The organism is Streptomyces sp. NPDC023573 (genome assembly GCF_055559735.1).
Map to the genome: position 1 here is coordinate 1,055,275 of NZ_JBVHKB010000001.1, position 18,200 is coordinate 1,073,474.

Below are 18,200 nucleotides of genomic sequence, written 5' to 3' on the forward strand. Positions count from 1 at the left end.
GGAACGGCTCCGGGCACCTTGGGATCTGTCGGGAGCGGGACGGGGAACCGGGCCGCTCACCACGTCCCACAGACCTTCCGAGGAGTTCGAGATGAACGAGAACCTGAACGGCAACCCCGCCCGGACCGCACGCATCGCCGGCGCGCTCGTCGCCCTGGTCCTGACGGTACCGGCGCTCATGGTGGCCGCCGGCAACGAACTCACCGAGGACGGTACGGCCGCCACGACCGTGGTGCTCGCCACCAACGCCGGTCCCGCGACTCCCCCGTCGGCCCCCTGACCCGGGCCCCGCCCCGGGGGCAGGACCCCGGGCTCAGGCGAACACGGTCTGCGGATCGCGGACACCCATGAAGGCGTAGAGGCGGTCGGCCTCGGCCCGGTGCCTTCCTGCCGCCTCCCGGTCGCCGAGAGCTTCCTCCGCCCGGGCGATACCGGCCAGCGCGGACGCCTCCTCCGAGCAGAAGCCCATGTCCACGGCCGCCTTCCGGGCGTGCCGGTGAAGGACCAGGGCAGCCTCGGGGTCCCCCAGCGCGCACCGCAGATGGCCGACGATGTTCTCCACCTCCGCCAGCCGTACCGGCGTCGCCCCCGTACGGACCAGCTCCAGGGCACGCAGAGCGAGTCCCTCGGCGTCGGCGGCCCTCCCCCGCATGTACGCCACCTTCGCGGACAGCGCGAGCACCAGTCCCACATCCCCCGGCGCCGTACGCAGTTCGCTCAGCAACCGCGCCTGCGCCAGGTTCTCGTCCGCCTCCTCCAGCTGTCCCAGCCCCACCTGGGCGAAAGCCAGATCCGTCAGCGACATGACCAGGTTGCCGTGGTAACCGATGGACCGGCTGATCTCCAAGGCACGCCGGGCCGTGTCGGCTGCCTCCGTGTACCGGCCCCACTTCTCGTACAGCGTGCTGAGCGTGGACAGCCCCTCCGCCTCGGAGCGGCTGGCGCCCAGCTTCGCGGAGCGGGTGACGGCCTCGCTCAGGAGGGTCAGCGCCTCCTCGTACCGGCCGAGCATCGAGGCGAGGAGTCCGATGGTCGATTCGCTGTGGGCCTGGATGTGCCGGTCGCCGAGGCTCACGGCGACGTCCCGGGCCTCCTGCGCGGCCTCCAGGCCGTCGGCGAATCTGCCCACCTTCCAGCAGGCCACCCCGACGTTCGACAGGGTGACGCAGAGCAGTTGGGGATCGTCCAGACCGCGAGCGGCCACCAGTGCGCTCCGGCAGATGTTCCAGAGGTCGTCGAACTGCCCGCGGGCGTTCAGATGGAAGCTGAGGTTACGGGTGAGGCAGACGGTGTGGCGGGGCAGGCCATGCAGCTCGGCCAGCGAGACGGCGGCCAGCAGTCCGCTGTGCTCACGGTCGAACCATGCACGGGCGGACTCGGCGTCCTGGCAGGGCGGCAGGCTGCCGTCGTACGCCGGAATGCCGGTGCCGCGCTGCTCGCGTCCCGGGAAGAGGATCTGGCAGGCCACGTCCGTCGCCGTGAGGTAGTAGCCGAGCAGCCGTTCCACCACCGCCGCGTCCTGCTGCGCCGTCGCCGGGCCGCAGAGGCTGCGGGCGAAGCTGCGTACCAGGTCGTGCAAGGTGTAGATGCCCACCTGCGGCTGCTGCACCAGCCGCATGTCCAGCAGGACTTCCAGGGTCGACTCGGCGTCATGGGGTCCGGTGCCCAGCAGGGCGGCAGCCGAGTGGACGTCGACGCCGGTACTCGGGTGGAGTCCGAGGGTGCGGAAGGCCGCACGCTGGGGCTCGTCCAGCGCCATGTACGACAGGTGCAGCGTCGCGGAGACGCTGCGCTGCGGGGAGCGCAGTTCGTCGAGCCTGCGAGTCTCGTCGCGGAGCCGTTCGGCCAGGTAGCGCACGGTCCACGAGGAACGGTTGCGCAGCCGGGCGGTGGCGATGCGCAGGGCCAGCGGCAGGTGGCCGCAGAGCTCGGCCAGTTCCGCCGCCGACTCCGGCTCGGCCTCGACCCGGTCCGCCCCCAGGGTCGCCGCCACCAGGGCGGCGCTGTCCTGCGGCGTCATCAGACCGACGGAGACCCAGCTGACCCCGTCGAGGTCCAGGAGGCGGGAGCGGCTCGTGATCAGGACCAGGCAGCCGGGGGAAGCGGCCAGCAGCGGGGTCACCTGGTCCACATGGGCGGCGTTGTCGAGGAGCAGCAGCAGCCGTCGCCCGGCGACCGTGGCCCGCCAGAGGTTGGCCCTGGCCTCCGTGTCGCTGGGGATCTGGTCGTCGTCCACACCCAGCGAGCGCAGCAGGTGGTGCAGCGCGGTGCCGGGCGGGACCGGAGGCTGCTCGCCCGGGGTGAACCCGCGCAGGTCCACGTGGAGCTGCCCGTCGGGGAACCGGTCGGCGAGCCGGTGTGCGGCCCACACCGCGAGCGAGGTCTTCCCGGATCCGCCCATTCCGTCGACGGCCACGACCCGGGCGGACCGGCTGTCGGAGCCGTCCTGGCGGTCGGCCGCGTCGACGCAGCTCAGGAGTTCGGCGAGTTCCCTGGCCCGGCCGGTGAAGTCGGCCAGCGGCTGGGGCAGGGTGCAGACCCGGACGGGCGGGGCGGGGGGTTCGTCCGGGACGGGCGCGGACTTCCGGCTCGGCAGCACCAGCCCGGGCTCGTCGCACAGGATCTCCTCGTAGAGCTTGGTCAGCGGCGGGCCCGGATCGACACCCAGCTCCTCCGCGAGGAACTCACGGACCTGGCCGTACTCGTTGAGTGCCTCGGCCTTCCGCCCGGTGCGGTAGAGGGCGAGCATGAGCTGGCTGCGGAAGGGCTCGCGCAGCGGGTGGGCGGAGACCAGCGTGCGCAGGCCGGCGACGAGTTCACCGCTGAGGCCGAGTGCCAGCCGCAGGTCGTAGAGCTCCTCCGTGGCCACCAGCCGGCGTTCCTCCAGGGCGGTGGCCGCCGCCTCGATGACGGAGCCGCCCTGGCCGGAGAGGACGGACCCGCGCCAGAGCCCGAGCGCGGCCTCGAGTCCGGCGACGGCCTCCGGCCGCCGGTCGTCGCGCAGGTCCCGTTCGACGGCCCGGATCCGGGCGTCGAACTCCAGCAGGTCCAGCTGCCCCGGGGCCACGACGATGCGGTAGCCGCTGCCGTCGGTGACGACGACCCCGTCGCCGGGGAGGCGACGGCGCAGGTCGGAGACGGCCTTGCGGACCTGGTGGGAGGCGGTCGCCGGCGGATCCTCCTCCCAGGCCGCCTCGACGAGCCGGGGCATGGGCACGACCCGGCCGGGCTCCAGGAGCAGCATGGACAGCACCCGTTCCTGCACCACGCCGGACAGCTGGAGCCTCTCCCCGCCGGCGGCTGCCTCCAGTGGTCCGAGGATCCGGAAGCACAGCCCTCGTGCTCCGGCCTTCATACCCGGTTCCGCGCCTTCTTCTTCCATGTCCTTGTCCCCCCCGTGAGCGGCTCCGCGGCACTGTCGGTGAGTGCCGCGGAGCCGCTGATTCCAGCCTGATCCAAACGAAAGACCTATGCGGCGGTGCGGTCTATCGCCCTGACCACCTCGTCGATCAGCAGGATGTTCTCCTTCTCCGCACTGTCCCCGAGCGCGAACCTGCTCCGGCCGTATCCGTATCCGATCCCGAGGCGCGGGCTCGCGAACGCCTGGGCGCCGGCCGCGCCTCCGTGCCCGAAGGCGTCCGGACCGAGGACCGGGTACCGCCGGCCGAGGGGGTGGAACCCCAGGGCGAAGCAGTTCTCCCCGCCGCCCACCCGGTCGATGCCCTCCGAGTGGACCTGGGTGAACGCCTCCACGGTGTCGGCGGAGAGCAGCGCCGGCCGGTCGTCCAGGACACCGATCGCCGCCGCGTAGGCCCCGGCCATCCCCCGGGCGGAGGCGACGCCGCCCGCCGCTCCCTGGCCGAGCGCCCTCGTCAGCCGGAAGTTCGGGAAGACGGACAGGTCCGGCATGTACGCGGTGCTGAAGGCGATGTCCCGCAGCGGGTTCTCCTCCTCCACCGTCTCTCCCGGCCCTGGCACGGCGGGGAGCACGGGCAGGTAGCGGGGTTCCAGTTCCTTCGGCAGCCCCAGGTAGAAGTCGAGGCCGTACGGGGAGCGCACCCGCTGCTCCCACCAGTCCTGCTGGCTGCGGCCGGTGGCCCTGCGGACGACCTCACCCGTGAGGGCGCCTATGACGAGTCCGTGGTAGCCGAAAGCGGTGCCGGGCTCCCAGAAGGGGGCCTGGGCCGCGAGCCGTTCGGCCATCACCCGGTCGTCGGCCAGCTCCTCGACGGTGAACACCTCGTCGGCGCCGACCACCCCCGCCTGGTGGGCGAGCAGCTGGCGCAGCGTGATCCGGTCCTTGCCGGCCTGGCCGAACTCGGGCCAGTAGGAGGCCACGGGGCGGTCCAGGTCGAGGACGCCGTCCTGCACGAGCAGCGCCACGACGAGGTAGACGGCCCCCTTGCTCACCGAGAACACGCCCGTGAGGCTGGACCCCCGCGTCTCCGGCCCGGCCCACAGGTCGACCAGGCACTCCCCGTTCCGGTACACCGCCAGCTGCTGTCCCGTGGGCTCCGGCTGTTCCCGTACCACCTGCGCGAAGGCGTCACGTACCCCTTCGAACCCGTCGCGCACCTCTCCGTGCACCGTCGGTCCGTCCTCGCCGGTCCTGCGATCCGTCGTCAACTCGTCTCTCCTTCTTCGTTCCCACCCGGGCGGCGCCCGGACATGTCAGCCCCCGTGCCGGCCCCACCGGTCACGAGTGCGATTCCTCCCAGGCAGGGATCTCACCGGTCCGGCCGGCCGCCGCGGTCAGCAGGTAGCCGGCCTGGAAGCGGCTCTGCGCGCCCAGTTCCTCCATGACATCGGCGATGTGACGCCGGCACGTACGGACGGACATGCCCAGGCGGTTGGCGATGGAGGCGTCCGTCAGCCCTTCGACGAGGAGACGGACGATGGCCTGCCGGATGTCGCCGGCGACCTCGCTCCGGACACCGGCGGCCGGGGCACAGCGTTCGGCCGCCAGCCACAGCCGCTCGTAGGTCTCCACGATGAAGGCCACCATGTGCGGCTCGCGGACCACCACCGCGCCCTGGGGGTTCCTGGGCAGGGAGATGATCGCCGTCTCCGCGTCGAAGACGAGAAGACGGCTGAAGTGGTCGTCGGTGGTCCGTATGTGCGCGCCCAGCTGCGAGAGATGGGCGATGTACGCGGCCGTGGCCGGGCTGGACCGGGCCGTGTGCTGGTAGAGGATACGCATCCGCACGCCCCGGTCCAGCACTCCCCGGTCGCGGGGCTCCGCCTCCTTGAGGGTGTCCTCGCCACGGGGGCCGCCCGGCTGGGCCGTGAGGATCTCGGTGCGGGCCCGTACGGCCAGGTCGGCGATGACCGTGCGGACCTGTGCGAGCTCTTCCAGGACCTCGAACTTGCTCTCCCTCTCCTGGGAGTACTGGCTCGACTGGAAGACCGGCAGGAAGGACATGATCGACGCCCGCCTCTCCTCCGCGAGCGCGCGACGGGTGCGTATCTCACGATCGAGGGGACCTACGACGGAGGCCACGGCCTCCTCCGGCGCGACGGCCCGAAGTCCTTCGTCCCGGCCACCGCGCAGCAGCCCCATGTCGTGAAGTTCTCGAACGGCCATGCTGACATGTGCAAGGGGCACGCCGGTGTGCCTGCTCGCGGAGTTGGCCGAAAATACATCTTCCGTTGCACTTTGCAGTGCATATTCATACACCGTCCGCAGGATGTCATCGGACACCCCGCCTTCGTCCACCGTAGTGTCTGTTCCCATCCCTCCCCCTTTCGCAAGGCGTGTCAGCAAGCTGCCATGCAGCTTGCTGATCCCCCGTCCCCGCTCATTCCTCTGCGGTCTCTGGCATGGTGATTCATCCCCCACCCCTCCCTCACGGGAAACTGCGTCGGTGGATGGGTGAACAGGAACTTACGCCCGAGCGAAGGTAGCTACATGAAGTCCTGGCCCACAACAGCGTCCACGGGCACGTCCCTCACCCCTGCTCCCACCGCCCTCGGCGGTATCCGGGCGAGCGCGGCCGGCCCTCTCGGGGACGACACCGGCTGGGGCTGACACCTCCTGCCGGCCGGCTGTCCTTCCCGCCGCCGCAGGTGTGCCGCAAGGGTCCGTACACCTTCTTCCACGAGAACGAGCGAACGGGGCGAGCCATGATTCTCACCGGGCCGGAAATCGAGAGAGAACGAACGAACGGCCGCATCACGATCGAGCCGTTCACGCCGGAGCAGGTGAATCCGAACAGCTACAACTTCCGTCTCGGCACCACGCTGCGCACGTACGCGAACATGCCGCTGGACGCCCGGCGGACCAACGACTTCGAAGAGATCGAGATCTCCGAGGACGGTTACGTCCTGGAGCCCGGCAAGCTCTATCTCGCGCACACCATCGAGGTGTTGGGCAGCGAGCACTACGCCCCCACCTTCGCGGCGCGTTCCTCGGTCGCCAGGCTCGGCCTCTTCATCAACCTCTCCGCGAGCCTGGGCGACATCGGGTACACCGGCCAGTGGACCCTGCAGCTGTACACGATGAACAGGGTCCGGGTGTATCCCGGCATCAGCATCGGCCAGATGATGTGGTGGCGGCCACAGGGCGAGATCGTCCTCTACGACGGCAAGTACCAGGGGTCGGCGGGCCCCCGCTCCAGCGATATCCACGTCGACTTCGACAAGCAGTTCGCCCGCCAGCGCTTCCCGGGGCTCGGCGCCAGCTTCGACCCCGACGAGGTGGGGCCCAAGTTCGCCCAGCTCGCCGCCTCCAGCCACGACTTCCGGGTGCCGGCCGCCTTCTGTGTGCCCGCGGGTGAGTTCACCGACGCGCTCACCGACGCACAGAACGCGGCACTGGCCGACGCCTTCACGGATCTCAAGGCCACGGTCGGAGCCTTCTTCACCGACTCCGTGGCGAAGATCCAGAAGGTCGGTGCCGAGATCCGGATGCCCGAGCAGGCCAGAAAGCTGCTGGCCGCACGGCTGGGCGAGATGTTCCCGCCGTCCGGTGGCGCGGAGGCCGAACTGGCCGTCCGTTCCTCGGGACTGGACGAGGACACCCAGAGCTCCAGCCTCGCCGGGATCCACACGTCCGTCCTCGGGGTCACCGGTGTGGACGCCGCCGTCGAGGCCGTCGAGGCGTGCTGGCGCTCGCACTACGAGGCCCCGGCCGTGGCGGCCCGCATCCGGGCCGGCCAGTTCTCCCCGGCCCCACGCCTCGCCGTCCTCGTACAGCGGCTCGTCCGCCCGGACTTCGCCGGGGTTGCGTTCACCGGCCTCGACGGCGACGCCGGCCGGGTGTCCGTCGAGTACGTCGAGGGCCTCGCCGACGAGCTCGTCGCCGGCGTCGCCGTGCCCCGGCGCACCGACTCGGACGCCCTGGCCGCCGGGACCGGTCGGGACGTGGCCGAGCACGAGATGCTGCGTCAGGTCGTGGACCTCGTACGCCGGCTGCGCGCGAGCCGCGGGCACGACGTGGATGTCGAGTGGGCCGCGGACACCGAAGGCGTCCACCTCGTGCAGGTCCGCCCGCTCACCGCGTCCCGCGAGGTGGCCCGCCGCTCCGCAGAGCCGGTCACCGAGGCGCACCGGCTCTACGCCGACGACCTCCCCGCCGGCTTCGGTCTGGGCGCGGTGGCCGCCGTGCACAGCGGGTACACCGCCAAGCGCGGGCCCGCGCACCGGCTCGCCCACGAGCACGGGGTGTCCACCGGCGCGGGCTGGGTCCTGCGCTTCAACGGCCTGGGCCTGCACGGGCACGAGGGCGCGGCGGCCGTGCGCGACATGCTCGCGGGCGGCACCGGGGAGTGCGTTCTCGACTTCGGGGAGAACCTGCGCCAGATCGTGGTGCCCAAGGAGGAGGTACCGCGCCAGCTCGCCGTGACCACCGGGGCCGCGGCGGACGGTACGGACCTGCACACGGTGATCGTGCGGGACTTCATCCGCGGCGAGCTCGGTGTGATATCCCGGCGGACGGCGGCGGGAGGGCTGGTCGTCGAGTACACCGAGGAGGGCCTGATGGCCCTGAACCGGGGTACGGCGGGCGGCGAGGCGATCGTCGTCGAGGACGTCGCGGCGGCCCTCGGCGGGACGGGCGGGCCGGACTGGCCGGGCGCCGGCGCCGCCCTGCGTCCGCACCTCGGCGAACTCGCACGGTTCACGGCGGCCATGCACGCCGTGCACGGCCCCGTGACCCTGGAATGGGTCTTCGACGGGGGCGTCCTGTACTTCGTCGACCACTCGGTCCTCGGCGACGACGACGTGACGGTCGCGCACGGGGAGGTCTGCATCTCACCGGGGACCGCCCGGGGGCCGCTCCTGCGCCTCGACGACGACGCCGTCCTGCGGCGTCTCTCCATCGGTCCGGCCGTGTCCATCGACAAGTCCAAGGACGTCACCGAGCACGAGGGGCTGGGCCGGATCCTCGACCTGGTCACCTCGTACGACGAGAAGCCCGTGATCAGCGCCGCACGGCCGTACGCGGTGCTCTCCGTCCTCATCGAGCACGTGGCCGGGTTCGTCTTCGACCAGGGCTCCGCCCTGGGGCACCTGGCGATCCTGCTGCGCGAGGCGGAGATTCCCGCGGTGACCGCCGAGGGGATCGAGGGAACCGAAGCAGTGATCAGTGATGGCACGGTCGCGACGACCGGCCGCAAGGGAGAACGCGCATGAGCGACACCGTCACATCCGCCGCCCCGCCGGCCGTCCCCTCCGGCCGGCGGTCCTGGCTGGTCCTCGGCGGGCTGCACCTCCTCAACGGCACCGCCCCGCTCGCCGGCACCGACCCGGTGGTCCTCGTGGAGCTCGGTGCCCCGGTGGAGCAGGCCTTCCCGAGCAACACGGTCGTCCTGCGCTGGGACACGCTCGGCCCGTTGGAACCGGCCGTCCGCACCGTCGACGGAACCCGCCGGCACACCACGAAGGCCCGGGGCGAGGAGCTCTTCCCCGGCATGCTGCCGGGGGCCGCCCTGCGTGCGGCGGTGTCCGAGGTCACCGGCGGGCACACCGGGCCGCTCGTGCCGCTGTTCTACGTCACCGCGGACGGTGACCGGGCCCATGTGCACAGCCAGATCCGCTTCCTGGCGGAGGACGCCTGCTTCATCCGGATCACCCCCGAGCCGGTGCCCACGGCCGGCGTCGAGGAGCTCGAGTGGCTGCCCGAGGCGGTACGGCTGCACGCCGGACAGTTCCTCCTCCTCAACAACCACCAGCGGTACTACCGCAAGTGCTTCGACGGCCAGGAGCTGGAGTACAAGTACACCCTCAGCCCGCCGGTGGACATCTGGACGCTGACGGTCGAGCTGTACGGCAACCTGCTCGGGGGCGGTCTGCCCGGCTATGTCATGGAGTACCGGGACGAGTACCAGGCGTGGGACTACCTCAACCACCTCTTCGAGGTGACCGGCCCCACCGAGGCCGAGGCCGGTTACGTCTCCTTCATCCCCACCACCGACGGAAAGCACCTCCTCAAGCGGAAGTGGTACGCCGAGGACACCTTCGACCGCCGGGAGAGCCACACGTACGGGCTGGACGTGACGGACGACGGCGGTTTCGAGCGGTACATCCGCGAGGAGCTGGAGGTGGAGGCCGTCCGCCTGCCCTCCTTCCGCCGCGTCCGCTACGACGTCAACTTCGAGTCGGTGCGCACCGGACACGTCTACGGCGTCTTCTTCGACCACTGCAGTCTGGTCGAGGACCACGAGGTGACGCTCAACCAGTGCGAACTGGAGTATCTGCGCAGCCGGGTCGCCGTTCCGCCCGACGAGGCCGCGGTGCTGGCCGAGATGGACGAGATCGTGAGCTGGCTGGAGGCGTTCCTGCGCGCGCACGGCCTCGACGACCGGCGTGGCTTCTACTCCAAGCGCACCTTCCTCAAGGACGCCGTCGCGGCCCGGCCCCGGCTCGCCCGGAAGGCCGGCTGATGCCGGGCACCCCCGTGCGTGCCGTACTGCTCGACCTGGAGGGCACGCTCTACGCCCGGGGCGCGGTGATCGACGGGGCGGCCCGGGCGGTGGACGCACTGCGGGACCTGGGGGTGGGGCTGCGTTTCCTGACCAACACCGACTCCAAACCCTCGGAGCGGATCCGGCGGGAGCTGGAGGAATACGGCCTGACGGTGGCGTCGGACGAGCTGTTCACCCCTGTCGTGGCGGCGGCCCGGCTGCTGACGGCGGCCGGTGCCCGCACCTATCCGCTCGTGTCGCGGGAGCTGCGCGAGGTGCTGCCGACCCTGGCCGGGGAACCGCCGTACAGCCACGTGCTGATCGGCGACTGCCGGGACACGCTGGACTACGCCGCACTGGACGGGGCCTTCCGCGCCGTACGGGACGGGGCCCGGCTGATCGCCCTGCAGACAGGCCGCTACTTCAAACGGGCCGACGGCGACCACCTGGACACCGGTGCGGTGGTGGCGGCCATCACGTACGCCTCCGGGGCCGAGGCGAGGGTGCTGGGGAAACCCTCTGCCGACTTCTTCGCGCTCGCGGCCGGCTCCCTGGACGTGCCGGCAGCGGAGTGCGTCGTGGTCGGTGACGACGCCACGACCGACATCGCGGGAGGCCGGGCCGCGGGCTTCCGCACCGTCCAGGTCCGCACCGGCAAGTACGAGGACCAGCGGGCGGAAGGGCTGACGGGGCAGGCGTCCGCCGAGCTGGACTCCGTGGCAGAGCTGCCGCGGCTCCTGCGGGAGTGGGGCGTTGCATGACGGTCTACTGGGTGGTCTGGGACGCCGGGGCCCACTGGGTGGTGGACCGGCTGGAGCGTGAGGGTGCGCTGCCGTCCGTGACCCGGATGCGGGAGCGCGGTGTGTTCGCCGCGGCACGGCCGGCCCGCCCCAACTGCCAGACCCCGCCGTCCCTGGCCACACTGTTCACCGGCACCTGGCCGGCCGAGCACCAGGTCACCGGGTTCACCGTGCCGGGCGCCGGGGACGGCGTCGCCAGCCATGTCAGCGGATTCGCGCCGGGCTTCCCGGCGGCGCCGCCGGTGTGGGAGGCGATGTCCGAGAACGATCTGACGAGCGCGCTCGTCCACGCTCCCTGGGTCTTCGGCGCCGACGGCCGGGTCGGGCCGCACGTGGACAGCGCGGTGGAGGCCTACAGCGACCGGCTGACCCGGCACGCACGGCTCGTCCTGGACCGCGGCCGGGAGACACACCGCTGGGACATCGGCCCGTACGAGGTGGCGGTCCGGGCCGAGGAAGGCCCGGACGCGTCGCAGCAGGTGCGGGTGACCGGGAACGAGCAGCTGCTTCTCGTGCCCGGAGCTCCGTGGCGGCCGTTCGGGCTGGACCGCTACAACGGGACCTGGGTGCGGTGCGTCCGGGTGGACGGCCGGCTCGTGGTGGTGCACACGGGGATCTGGCGGACACGGACCGGCGGGCGCAATGCGAAGAGTCTGCACCGCCTCGCACAGTGCCTCCCGTTCGCGGGCGAGGGGGTCGGGCCGCTCTACCGCCGGGCGACGTTCGGGCCCCGGCTGGCCGAGGGCGGGGACGGCTCCGCCGAGGAGGTCTTCCTCTCCTCGGTGGAGTGCGTCGCCCGTTCGTTCGGGGCCGCGGCCGAGGCGGTCCTGGAGACGCACGACGCGGACCTGGTGGTCGTCTACCTGCCGATGACCGATGACGTGGGCCACGAGTTCCTGGGCTGGTGCGACGAGCGCAGCGCGGCGCACCGCCCCGACATCGCCGAGCGGGTCTGGTCGTACGTCCGGCGCTGCTACGCGTGGTCGGACGCCATCCTGGGGCAGGTGCTCGACGGGGCCCGCGAGGAGGACACCGTGGTCCTGGGGTCCGATCACGGCATGGTCGGCAGCAACCGTCTGGTGCACCTCAACGATCAGCTGGTGGGGGCGGGACTGGCCGCGTCCGCCGTCGGCGGCGGTCTGGACCCGGACAGGTCCCAGGTCTTCTACCACCCGGCGAACAACGGCTCCCTGTGGGTCTCCGGGACTGCCGCCGGCGATCCCGTGCGGGTCCGCCACCTCATGGCGCGGGCGTGTGCGGTGCTCTCCTCGATCACCGACCCGGAAACGGGCCACCCGGTGGTGGCAGCCTTCCTCGGCCCGGACGGCCGCCCGCTCAGCGGCACACAGCCGGACAGCGAGGTGGTCTACGTGGCCCTCAGGGACGACTACCAGCCGAGCGCCGAGCTGCTGGGTGAGGGCCCGGTGGTCCGGCCGGCCCCCAAACCCGGGGCCCATGTGGTCAACACCGGTGACAGCAGGCTCCACGCGGTCCACGCGGCGGTCGGCCCGGGAATCGCGCCCGGTACTCCGGCGGAACCCGTCGACAACACCCTGCCGGCCGCACTGGTGCTCGGCGGGCTGGGCCTGGGGCCCTCCGCCGAATCCCTTTACCGCACCGTCCCGTTCGCACCGACACACGAGAGGTGAGGGCAATGCCGTCCCGCTTTCCCCATGTCCTGTCCCCCGACGAGCTGACGGCCCGCCGTCACTCCGAGGTGACCGACTTCCTGGCCGGCCGCGACCTCGATCCGGAGTGGCTGTCAGGGGTGATGCGTCAACAGGTCGGCGACGGGCTGCTGCTGCTGACGAGTTCACCCGTGCACGGACTGGCCAACCCCACCAGTGACCTGGACTTCATCCGGATCCAGCGGGAGGCCGTCGACGGCCCCCGGATATCCACCAAGATCTTCGAGCAGGGCCACCACCTGGAGGTCGTGTCCTTCAGCGAGGCCGAACTCGCCTCGAACCTCGGCGAACTGGACCGGCTGGCCGCCCTCTCGCCCGAGCGGACCGTGGCCGGGTTCCGCGCCTGGGACAAGCAGCGCGAGCCACGCCGCAAGCAGACGGAGCGCATCGTCAACGGCATCACGCTGGACGGCACCGCTCCGTATCTGGGGGCCCTGCCCTCCCTCAGCCGCATCTGGTGCCGGGCCGCCCTGCACACCGCGGTCGAGCAGGTCGTGCACACCACTCTGGCCGAGCGGGCCGGCGAGACACGCGGACGGGTGGGCTACGCCTACAACGTGCTGCTGCACCTGATGGACGCGCTGCTCTCGCACCAGGGAGACGTCTACACCACCCGCAAATGGTACGTGCTGCGCTGGACGAGGCTGATGGCCGAAGGCGGCCGGAACGACGACCACCTCCGCTCGGTCGCCCTGCGTCTGGAGGAGCTCCGCAAGGACGTCCACACCTTCCTCGGCCCGTCGATGGCCGGTGAGCCGCTGGCCGCACCGTTCACGGACATGGTCCTGGCCGCTGTACGCGCCACCGGGACGGGCGGTGGCGTCACGGTGCGGGTGGAACCCACCGGCGGCGTGCACGGCTTCCTGCCCGGCGCCACGATCGCCCTGGGCCCGGGCGGCGGGGTGGTGCTCCCAGGGACCGGAGCCACGTCGGAGCTGCCGTTCACCGGCGCCCCGGTGGGTCTGGACGAGCCGGCAGGGCTCGGCGCGCACGCGGCCGCGACCCTGCTGAGGGCCCTGCGGGCGGGCGCGGCCCGGCTGCGGATCGGCTACCTCGGTGAGGAGACCGGGCGATGACCGCACACACAGCAGCAGACAGGGGTGAGTCGCAGATGACCGAGAACCGCGGCCGGGCGTCGCACACACCACGCGGTGCGGAGGAGCTCATCGCCTTCCCCTCGGTGCGGGCCGGGCACGTCATGGCGGGGCCGCAGGCCGTCGAGGCCTGGGTGCAGGCCGCCTGGCTGATGCTGGCGGAGGGACGGGCGTACGTCGAGGACCTCGAAGGGGGTACCGAGCAGCCGCAGATGCAGCAGGCCGCGAAGCTCCGCTTCCTGGAGCAGCTGCTCGACATCGACCAGCGTCTGGCGGGGCGGGCCCCCGTGGACGACGGGCACTGCCTGGCCCTGGCGCTGGAGTACGGGATGCGTGAGGTCGTCGACGCGAGCGGCCCCGAACTGGCCGCCGTCTTCGGCCTGCACGAGGAGTTCGGCGGCGGAGCGTGCGCCGTGGACGAGATCTACGTGCTGTGGGAGCGGCTGCTGGACGGCTTCCCGGGGGAGCTGCCCGACCGGCTGGTCGCCGAGGGGCAGCGGGACATGCTGCGGACCCTGCGGGTCTGGGCGGAGCTCGCCCGCGCGGCGGGCCTCGACATCGGGTTCCTCGCCCCGCTCATGAAAGCGGCTTAGGACCTTTCGTCCGGATCAGGCCGGCCTTGATCCGGACGAGAGGCCCCAGGCACCTGACATCCCCTGGTCCTCGGACCGCCCACACGAGAGCGAGGTACACATGCCCACGGTTCAGGCGGAGACGCTGATCCAGGACCGGACCCCGGAGCAGGTCTGGACGCTGGTCAAGGACGGTTCCCTGGTGACGTCCCGAGCCCGGCACGTGGTTTCCGTACGGTCCCTGGCCACGCGGGAGCGGACGTTCCGCACGAGCGAGTGGACCGTGCTGCTCAACGGCAGCGAGGTGACCTGGACCCAACGCGAGGCCGCGGGTCCCGGGTTGCGGCTGTGGTTCGAACAGACCACGGGCGACCTGGAGAGCCTGTCGGGCGAGTGGTCGCTGGCCCCGGACACCGCCGGCACCCGGGTGTCGCTCGGTCTCACCTACTCCCTGGGGGTCGACGGCCTGGCACCGCTGCTCGACCCCATCTGGTCACAGTCCTTCCGCGCCCACGCCGACGAACTGCTGCGCGCCCTCACGGCCTGCGCCGCCTGACAGAGAGCGACCCGAGCATGAGTGTCTACCTGAACTTCCTGCACACGACCGTACGGTTCGACGTGGCCGAGGACGCGGAGGACGCCTTCGGTCCCGTGCGCCGCTTCTTCCGGCACCTCCTCGGACCGGCCCCGGCCGGCGAGGTCACCTTCTCGGTCGACGTACGCTCCTACGACCCGGACACGGACGTGGCCCCCGAGGTGTGGGAGCTGCCGCAGTCGGTCATCCGGCGCAGCAACGCCGCCGAGTTCAACTTCGACGCGCACCGCGTGGACACCGACGGCCGGCACCGGTACGTCAACCGGGACACCCTGCTGGACGCCCCCGCCGACACCGCCAAGGACACCGCCTTCCTGGTGCGCGTCACGGAGCGGTCCACGGTGCAGGTCCTCGACTTCGTACGCGATCTCGTCATCCGGCACGAGGAGAGCCTGGGCACCGTGGTGCTGCACGCGTCCGGGCTGCACCGGGACGGCGACGCGGTGATCATCGCCGGGCCCAAGGGCGCGGGGAAGACCACCACGCTGCTCTCGGCCCTGCGCCGGCCGGGCTGGCGGTACTTCACGGGCGACAAGCTCTTCTGCACGGTCGAGGACGGGGAGGTGATCGTCCACCCGTGGCGCGACTACCCGTACGTGGGGGTCGGCACGATCCGCGCGGACCCGCGGCTGGAGCAGCTGGTCCGCGACGAGGTCGACCCGCTGGTCGACACGTACGACCCCGGCCACAAGATCCTCATCGACCCGGACGTCTTCGAGGCCTGGCTCGGCTCGGAGTTCACGGCCGGACCGAAGCGACTGGCCGCGCTGCTGCTGCCGGAGGTCGTCCCCGGGGAGCCGCTGACCGTACGCCGCCTGACGGACGACAACGAGCGCTGGGCCCACCTGAACAAGATCGTGGACCGCCAGTCCGACACCACCTTCTTCACCTGGCAGACCTATCTCGTCCCCGACTACGCGGCGTTCTACCAGGGCCTGGCCGGGCTGCGCGCCCCCCTCGCCTCCGTCGACATGGTGCGGCTGCGCGGCACCCTCGACGTCGACCCGGACGCCGTCCTGGGCCGCACCGCGCCGAAGGAGGACGTGCGATGACCGGCGACACCCGTCCTGGCCTCCGGATATCCGTGGTGGGCCTGGCCGGTGCGGGCAAGTCCACCTGCGCCTCGCTCATCGAGGAGTACGCGCGGGACAAGGGCCTGGCCCACGCCCGGATCAAGCTCGCCGCGCCCCTGTACGACCTCCAGGCGCAGGTGTACCGGCGGGCCGGTGCCCCCCTCCGGGAGGGCGCTCAGGACCAGGTCCTGATGGAGGCGCTCGCCGGTGCGATGCGGCGGATCCGCCCCGACTCGCTCGTCGCGGACTTCACCTCCCGGCTCGCCGGGGCCGACACCACCGGTCTGGTCGTCAACGACGATCTGCGCGACCCGCATGTGGACGCCCCGGCCCTGCGCGCACAGGGCTTCCGCGTCCTGCGCGTCACCTGCGACGAGGGACTGCGCCAGGCCAGGCTGGCCGGCCGGGGGGACCCGTCCCGTGCCGACAGCTCGACCCGCGAGATCGACCTGATCACCCCGGACGCGGTGATCGACAACAGTGCGGACCTGGACACCTACAGGTCGGCCGTCCACGCGCTGCTGGGGAGCTGGCTGTGATCCTGAGCGGGCCGGAGATCCTGGCCGAGACGCGGGCCGGACGGATCCACATCGACGACTTCACCCCGGAGCGCCTGGAGCCGAACAGCTACGGCTTCCGGCTCGCCGAGGAGATCCTCTGGTACGAGCAGGACGTGATCGACTGCTTCGAGCCGCCGAAGCCCGCCCAGGCGACGATCGGCCCCGAGGGGATGATCCTCGAACCCGGCCGCCTCTATCTCGGCGGCACCATGGAGGCCATGGGCAGCCCGCACTACGCGGCCACCCTGTACGCCTGCCGGTCCACCTCGACCCTCGGCATCTGGATCCAGTTCTCCGCCCCGCTCGGGCACAGCGGGGCGGTGTTCCCCTGGACGCTGGAGATGAAGGTCGCCCACCCTGTGCGGGTCTATGCCGGAATGGTGATCGGCAAGCTCGCCTTCTGGGCGATGCAGGGCGAACCGATCGGCTACGACGGCAAGTACACGGGCTCCACCTCCGCCGTGGCCTCCCGTCTGAGTCTGGACGTCCATGTCACAGACTGAACTGTTCCGGGTCCTGGCCGCCATCGCCCTGCTGCTGGTGGCGGCGCACACCATGGGACGGCTCTTCGCCCGCTTCCGGCAGCCTCCGGTGATCGGGGAGATCCTCGGCGGGCTGCTTCTGGGACCGACGGTGCTGGGCCAGCTGCTGCCCCGGGCGGAGGCCTGGCTGTTCCCCTCCGAGGGCCCGGTGGCCTTCGGTCCGTCGCTGGTCTACCAGCTCGGGATGCTGCTGCTGATGTTCACGGCGGGCGCGGAGATGCGTACGGTCTTCTCCCGGCGGGACGGCCGGTCCGTCGCGCTGATCGCGCTGGCCGGGATGGCGGTGCCCTTCGCGATCGGCCTGCTGGCCGTGCGGGCCATCGACATCGGGAGCCTCCTGGGGCCCGCGGACGACGTGACGGCGCTGACCCTGATCCTGACCTGCGCGATCGCCGTGACCAGCATCCCGGTGATCTCCCGGATCATGCTCGATCTCGGCATCATCCGGACCCGGTTCGCCCGGACCGTGCTGTCGGTCGCGGTGGTCGAGGACGTGATCCTGAACGTCATCATCTCCGTGGCGCTCGGCATGGTCGCGGGCAGCCAGGGGTCCGGCTTCGGTCTCGCCCATGTCCTGGGCGTCACCTCGGCGGACGCGTCCGCCGCCTATCACTCGGTGGCGTCGGTGGCCTTCTTCGGGCTGATGGCGCTGGTGGCCGTGGTGATACGCCGGCGGCCTTGGGCAGGGACCGCGCCGAAGCAGCCCGGTGGCGGTACGCCGGGCAGGCGTCTGGACACGGTCGCCGTGCGGATGGCCGTGCTCCTGGCGGTGTCGGCGGGCTGCGTGTTCCTGGGCGTCGCCCCCATGTTCGGCGCGTTCGTCGTGGGCCTGCTCTCCGGCCTGACGGCGCGGAGCCCGCAGAGCGACTCCCTGGGCCAGGTACGGGGGTTCGCCGCCGGCTTCTTCATCCCCGTCTACTTCGCGACGGTCGGCCTCAAGCTGGACCTGGTGCACTCCTTCGACCTGTGGTTCACCGCGGGTTTCATCCTGCTGGCCTGTGCGGCGAAGGCCCTCAGCGCCTACGCCGGGGCGCGGCTCGCGAAACGGCCGAAGCTCGAATCGCTCGATCTCGCGATCGCCCTGAACGCCCGGGGCGGGCCCGGCATCGTCCTGGCCACGGTCTCCTTCGACGCGGGCATCGTCAACGCCTCGTTCTTCACCACCCTGGTGCTCACTGCGATCGTCACCTCGCAGATCGCGGGCTGGTGGCTCGAACGGGCCGTCTCCCGTGGGGCGTTCGTCACGGACGAGGCGTTCGCACCTCGGCGGCGGGACGAGAGTGCCAGTGTGCCGGTGAGGGCCGAGGGCGGCTGACCCGCGCACCGGCGCCCGCCCCCGGCTGTTTTCCCCCCGCATACCAGTGAAGGAATCTC

Annotated in this window: 15 protein-coding genes; 12 read left to right on the top strand and 3 right to left on the bottom strand. The window is 71.6% G+C overall.

Annotated elements, in window-relative coordinates; translation table 11 throughout:
- Positions 1-91: 91 nt before the first annotated feature.
- A complete protein-coding gene (locus ACZ32T_RS04730; RefSeq protein WP_467262801.1) occupies positions 92-280 on the top strand; it encodes a hypothetical protein in 189 nt (62 codons plus the stop codon).
- A 33-nt stretch (positions 281-313) separates the two neighbouring features.
- On the opposite strand, the gene ACZ32T_RS04735 is transcribed toward ACZ32T_RS04730, so the two are convergent.
- The 3 genes from ACZ32T_RS04735 to ACZ32T_RS04745 form a co-directional block, all read right to left on the bottom strand.
- A complete protein-coding gene (locus ACZ32T_RS04735) occupies positions 314-3,382 on the bottom strand; it encodes an AfsR/SARP family transcriptional regulator (protein ID WP_467365329.1) in 3,069 nt (1,022 codons plus the stop codon).
- Between the two features lie 86 nt (positions 3,383-3,468).
- Positions 3,469-4,626, bottom strand: a complete 1,158-nt coding sequence (locus ACZ32T_RS04740; protein ID WP_467262803.1) for a serine hydrolase domain-containing protein — start codon at positions 4,624-4,626, stop codon at positions 3,469-3,471.
- A gap of 70 nt (positions 4,627-4,696) precedes the next feature.
- Positions 4,697-5,584, bottom strand: a complete 888-nt coding sequence (locus tag ACZ32T_RS04745) for a LuxR C-terminal-related transcriptional regulator (protein ID WP_467262804.1) — start codon at positions 5,582-5,584, stop codon at positions 4,697-4,699.
- Between the two features lie 539 nt (positions 5,585-6,123).
- Here ACZ32T_RS04745 and ACZ32T_RS04750 point away from each other — a divergent pair.
- The 11 genes from ACZ32T_RS04750 to ACZ32T_RS04800 all read left to right on the top strand — a co-directional run bounded on the left by ACZ32T_RS04750 (position 6,124) and on the right by ACZ32T_RS04800 (position 18,141).
- Positions 6,124-8,631, top strand: coding sequence for a dCTP deaminase domain-containing protein (locus tag ACZ32T_RS04750; RefSeq protein WP_467365331.1), 2,508 nt, complete (start codon positions 6,124-6,126; stop codon positions 8,629-8,631).
- Entirely contained in the window at positions 8,628-9,881 is a 1,254-nt protein-coding gene (locus ACZ32T_RS04755) for a hypothetical protein (protein WP_467262806.1), read from the top strand. Before ACZ32T_RS04750 ends, ACZ32T_RS04755 begins: the two co-directional genes overlap by 4 nt.
- Positions 9,881-10,663: an HAD-IIA family hydrolase gene (locus ACZ32T_RS04760; RefSeq protein WP_467365333.1), complete on the top strand. Its 783-nt coding sequence runs from the start codon at positions 9,881-9,883 to the stop codon at positions 10,661-10,663. Before ACZ32T_RS04755 ends, ACZ32T_RS04760 begins: the two co-directional genes overlap by 1 nt.
- Entirely contained in the window at positions 10,660-12,351 is a 1,692-nt protein-coding gene (locus tag ACZ32T_RS04765; protein ID WP_467262808.1) for an alkaline phosphatase family protein, read from the top strand. Before ACZ32T_RS04760 ends, ACZ32T_RS04765 begins: the two co-directional genes overlap by 4 nt.
- A gap of 5 nt (positions 12,352-12,356) precedes the next feature.
- On the top strand, positions 12,357-13,466 hold the full coding sequence (locus ACZ32T_RS04770) for a DUF6001 family protein (RefSeq protein WP_467365336.1): 1,110 nt from the start codon (positions 12,357-12,359) through the stop codon (positions 13,464-13,466).
- Positions 13,463-14,077 (top strand): DUF6031 family protein, encoded by a 615-nt coding sequence (locus ACZ32T_RS04775; RefSeq protein WP_467262810.1) that lies wholly within the window; start codon positions 13,463-13,465, stop codon positions 14,075-14,077. The genes ACZ32T_RS04770 and ACZ32T_RS04775 overlap by 4 nt, the downstream gene beginning before the upstream one ends.
- A 100-nt stretch (positions 14,078-14,177) precedes the next feature.
- Positions 14,178-14,612, top strand: coding sequence for a type II toxin-antitoxin system RatA family toxin (locus tag ACZ32T_RS04780; RefSeq protein WP_467365338.1), 435 nt, complete (start codon positions 14,178-14,180; stop codon positions 14,610-14,612).
- A 17-nt stretch (positions 14,613-14,629) separates the two neighbouring features.
- Positions 14,630-15,703 carry a hypothetical protein gene (locus ACZ32T_RS04785; RefSeq protein ID WP_467365340.1) on the top strand — a complete coding sequence of 358 codons (1,074 nt, stop codon included), beginning with the start codon at positions 14,630-14,632 and terminating at the stop codon, positions 15,701-15,703.
- Entirely contained in the window at positions 15,700-16,263 is a 564-nt protein-coding gene (locus ACZ32T_RS04790; RefSeq protein ID WP_467365342.1) for a hypothetical protein, read from the top strand. The genes ACZ32T_RS04785 and ACZ32T_RS04790 overlap by 4 nt, the downstream gene beginning before the upstream one ends.
- A complete protein-coding gene (locus ACZ32T_RS04795) occupies positions 16,260-16,787 on the top strand; it encodes a dCTP deaminase (RefSeq protein WP_467262814.1) in 528 nt (175 codons plus the stop codon). Before ACZ32T_RS04790 ends, ACZ32T_RS04795 begins: the two co-directional genes overlap by 4 nt.
- A complete protein-coding gene (locus tag ACZ32T_RS04800; protein ID WP_467262815.1) occupies positions 16,774-18,141 on the top strand; it encodes a cation:proton antiporter in 1,368 nt (455 codons plus the stop codon). The genes ACZ32T_RS04795 and ACZ32T_RS04800 overlap by 14 nt, the downstream gene beginning before the upstream one ends.
- The last annotated feature ends 59 nt before the right edge of the window (positions 18,142-18,200 follow it).

What these genes read in the sequence shown, in the direction of transcription:
- ACZ32T_RS04730 (WP_467262801.1), top strand. Translation starts at nt 92, where the DNA reads ATGAACGAGAACCTGAACGGCAACCCCGCCCGGACCGCACGCATCGCC.
- ACZ32T_RS04735 (WP_467365329.1), bottom strand. Translation starts at nt 3,382, where the DNA reads ATGGAAGAAGAAGGCGCGGAACCGGGTATGAAGGCCGGAGCACGAGGG.
- ACZ32T_RS04745 (WP_467262804.1), bottom strand. Translation starts at nt 5,584, where the DNA reads ATGGCCGTTCGAGAACTTCACGACATGGGGCTGCTGCGCGGTGGCCGG.
- ACZ32T_RS04750 (WP_467365331.1), top strand. Translation starts at nt 6,124, where the DNA reads ATGATTCTCACCGGGCCGGAAATCGAGAGAGAACGAACGAACGGCCGC.
- ACZ32T_RS04755 (WP_467262806.1), top strand. Translation starts at nt 8,628, where the DNA reads ATGAGCGACACCGTCACATCCGCCGCCCCGCCGGCCGTCCCCTCCGGC.
- ACZ32T_RS04760 (WP_467365333.1), top strand. Translation starts at nt 9,881, where the DNA reads ATGCCGGGCACCCCCGTGCGTGCCGTACTGCTCGACCTGGAGGGCACG.
- ACZ32T_RS04765 (WP_467262808.1), top strand. Translation starts at nt 10,660, where the DNA reads ATGACGGTCTACTGGGTGGTCTGGGACGCCGGGGCCCACTGGGTGGTG.
- ACZ32T_RS04770 (WP_467365336.1), top strand. Translation starts at nt 12,357, where the DNA reads ATGCCGTCCCGCTTTCCCCATGTCCTGTCCCCCGACGAGCTGACGGCC.
- ACZ32T_RS04775 (WP_467262810.1), top strand. Translation starts at nt 13,463, where the DNA reads ATGACCGCACACACAGCAGCAGACAGGGGTGAGTCGCAGATGACCGAG.
- ACZ32T_RS04780 (WP_467365338.1), top strand. Translation starts at nt 14,178, where the DNA reads ATGCCCACGGTTCAGGCGGAGACGCTGATCCAGGACCGGACCCCGGAG.
- ACZ32T_RS04785 (WP_467365340.1), top strand. Translation starts at nt 14,630, where the DNA reads ATGAGTGTCTACCTGAACTTCCTGCACACGACCGTACGGTTCGACGTG.
- ACZ32T_RS04790 (WP_467365342.1), top strand. Translation starts at nt 15,700, where the DNA reads ATGACCGGCGACACCCGTCCTGGCCTCCGGATATCCGTGGTGGGCCTG.
- ACZ32T_RS04800 (WP_467262815.1), top strand. Translation starts at nt 16,774, where the DNA reads ATGTCACAGACTGAACTGTTCCGGGTCCTGGCCGCCATCGCCCTGCTG.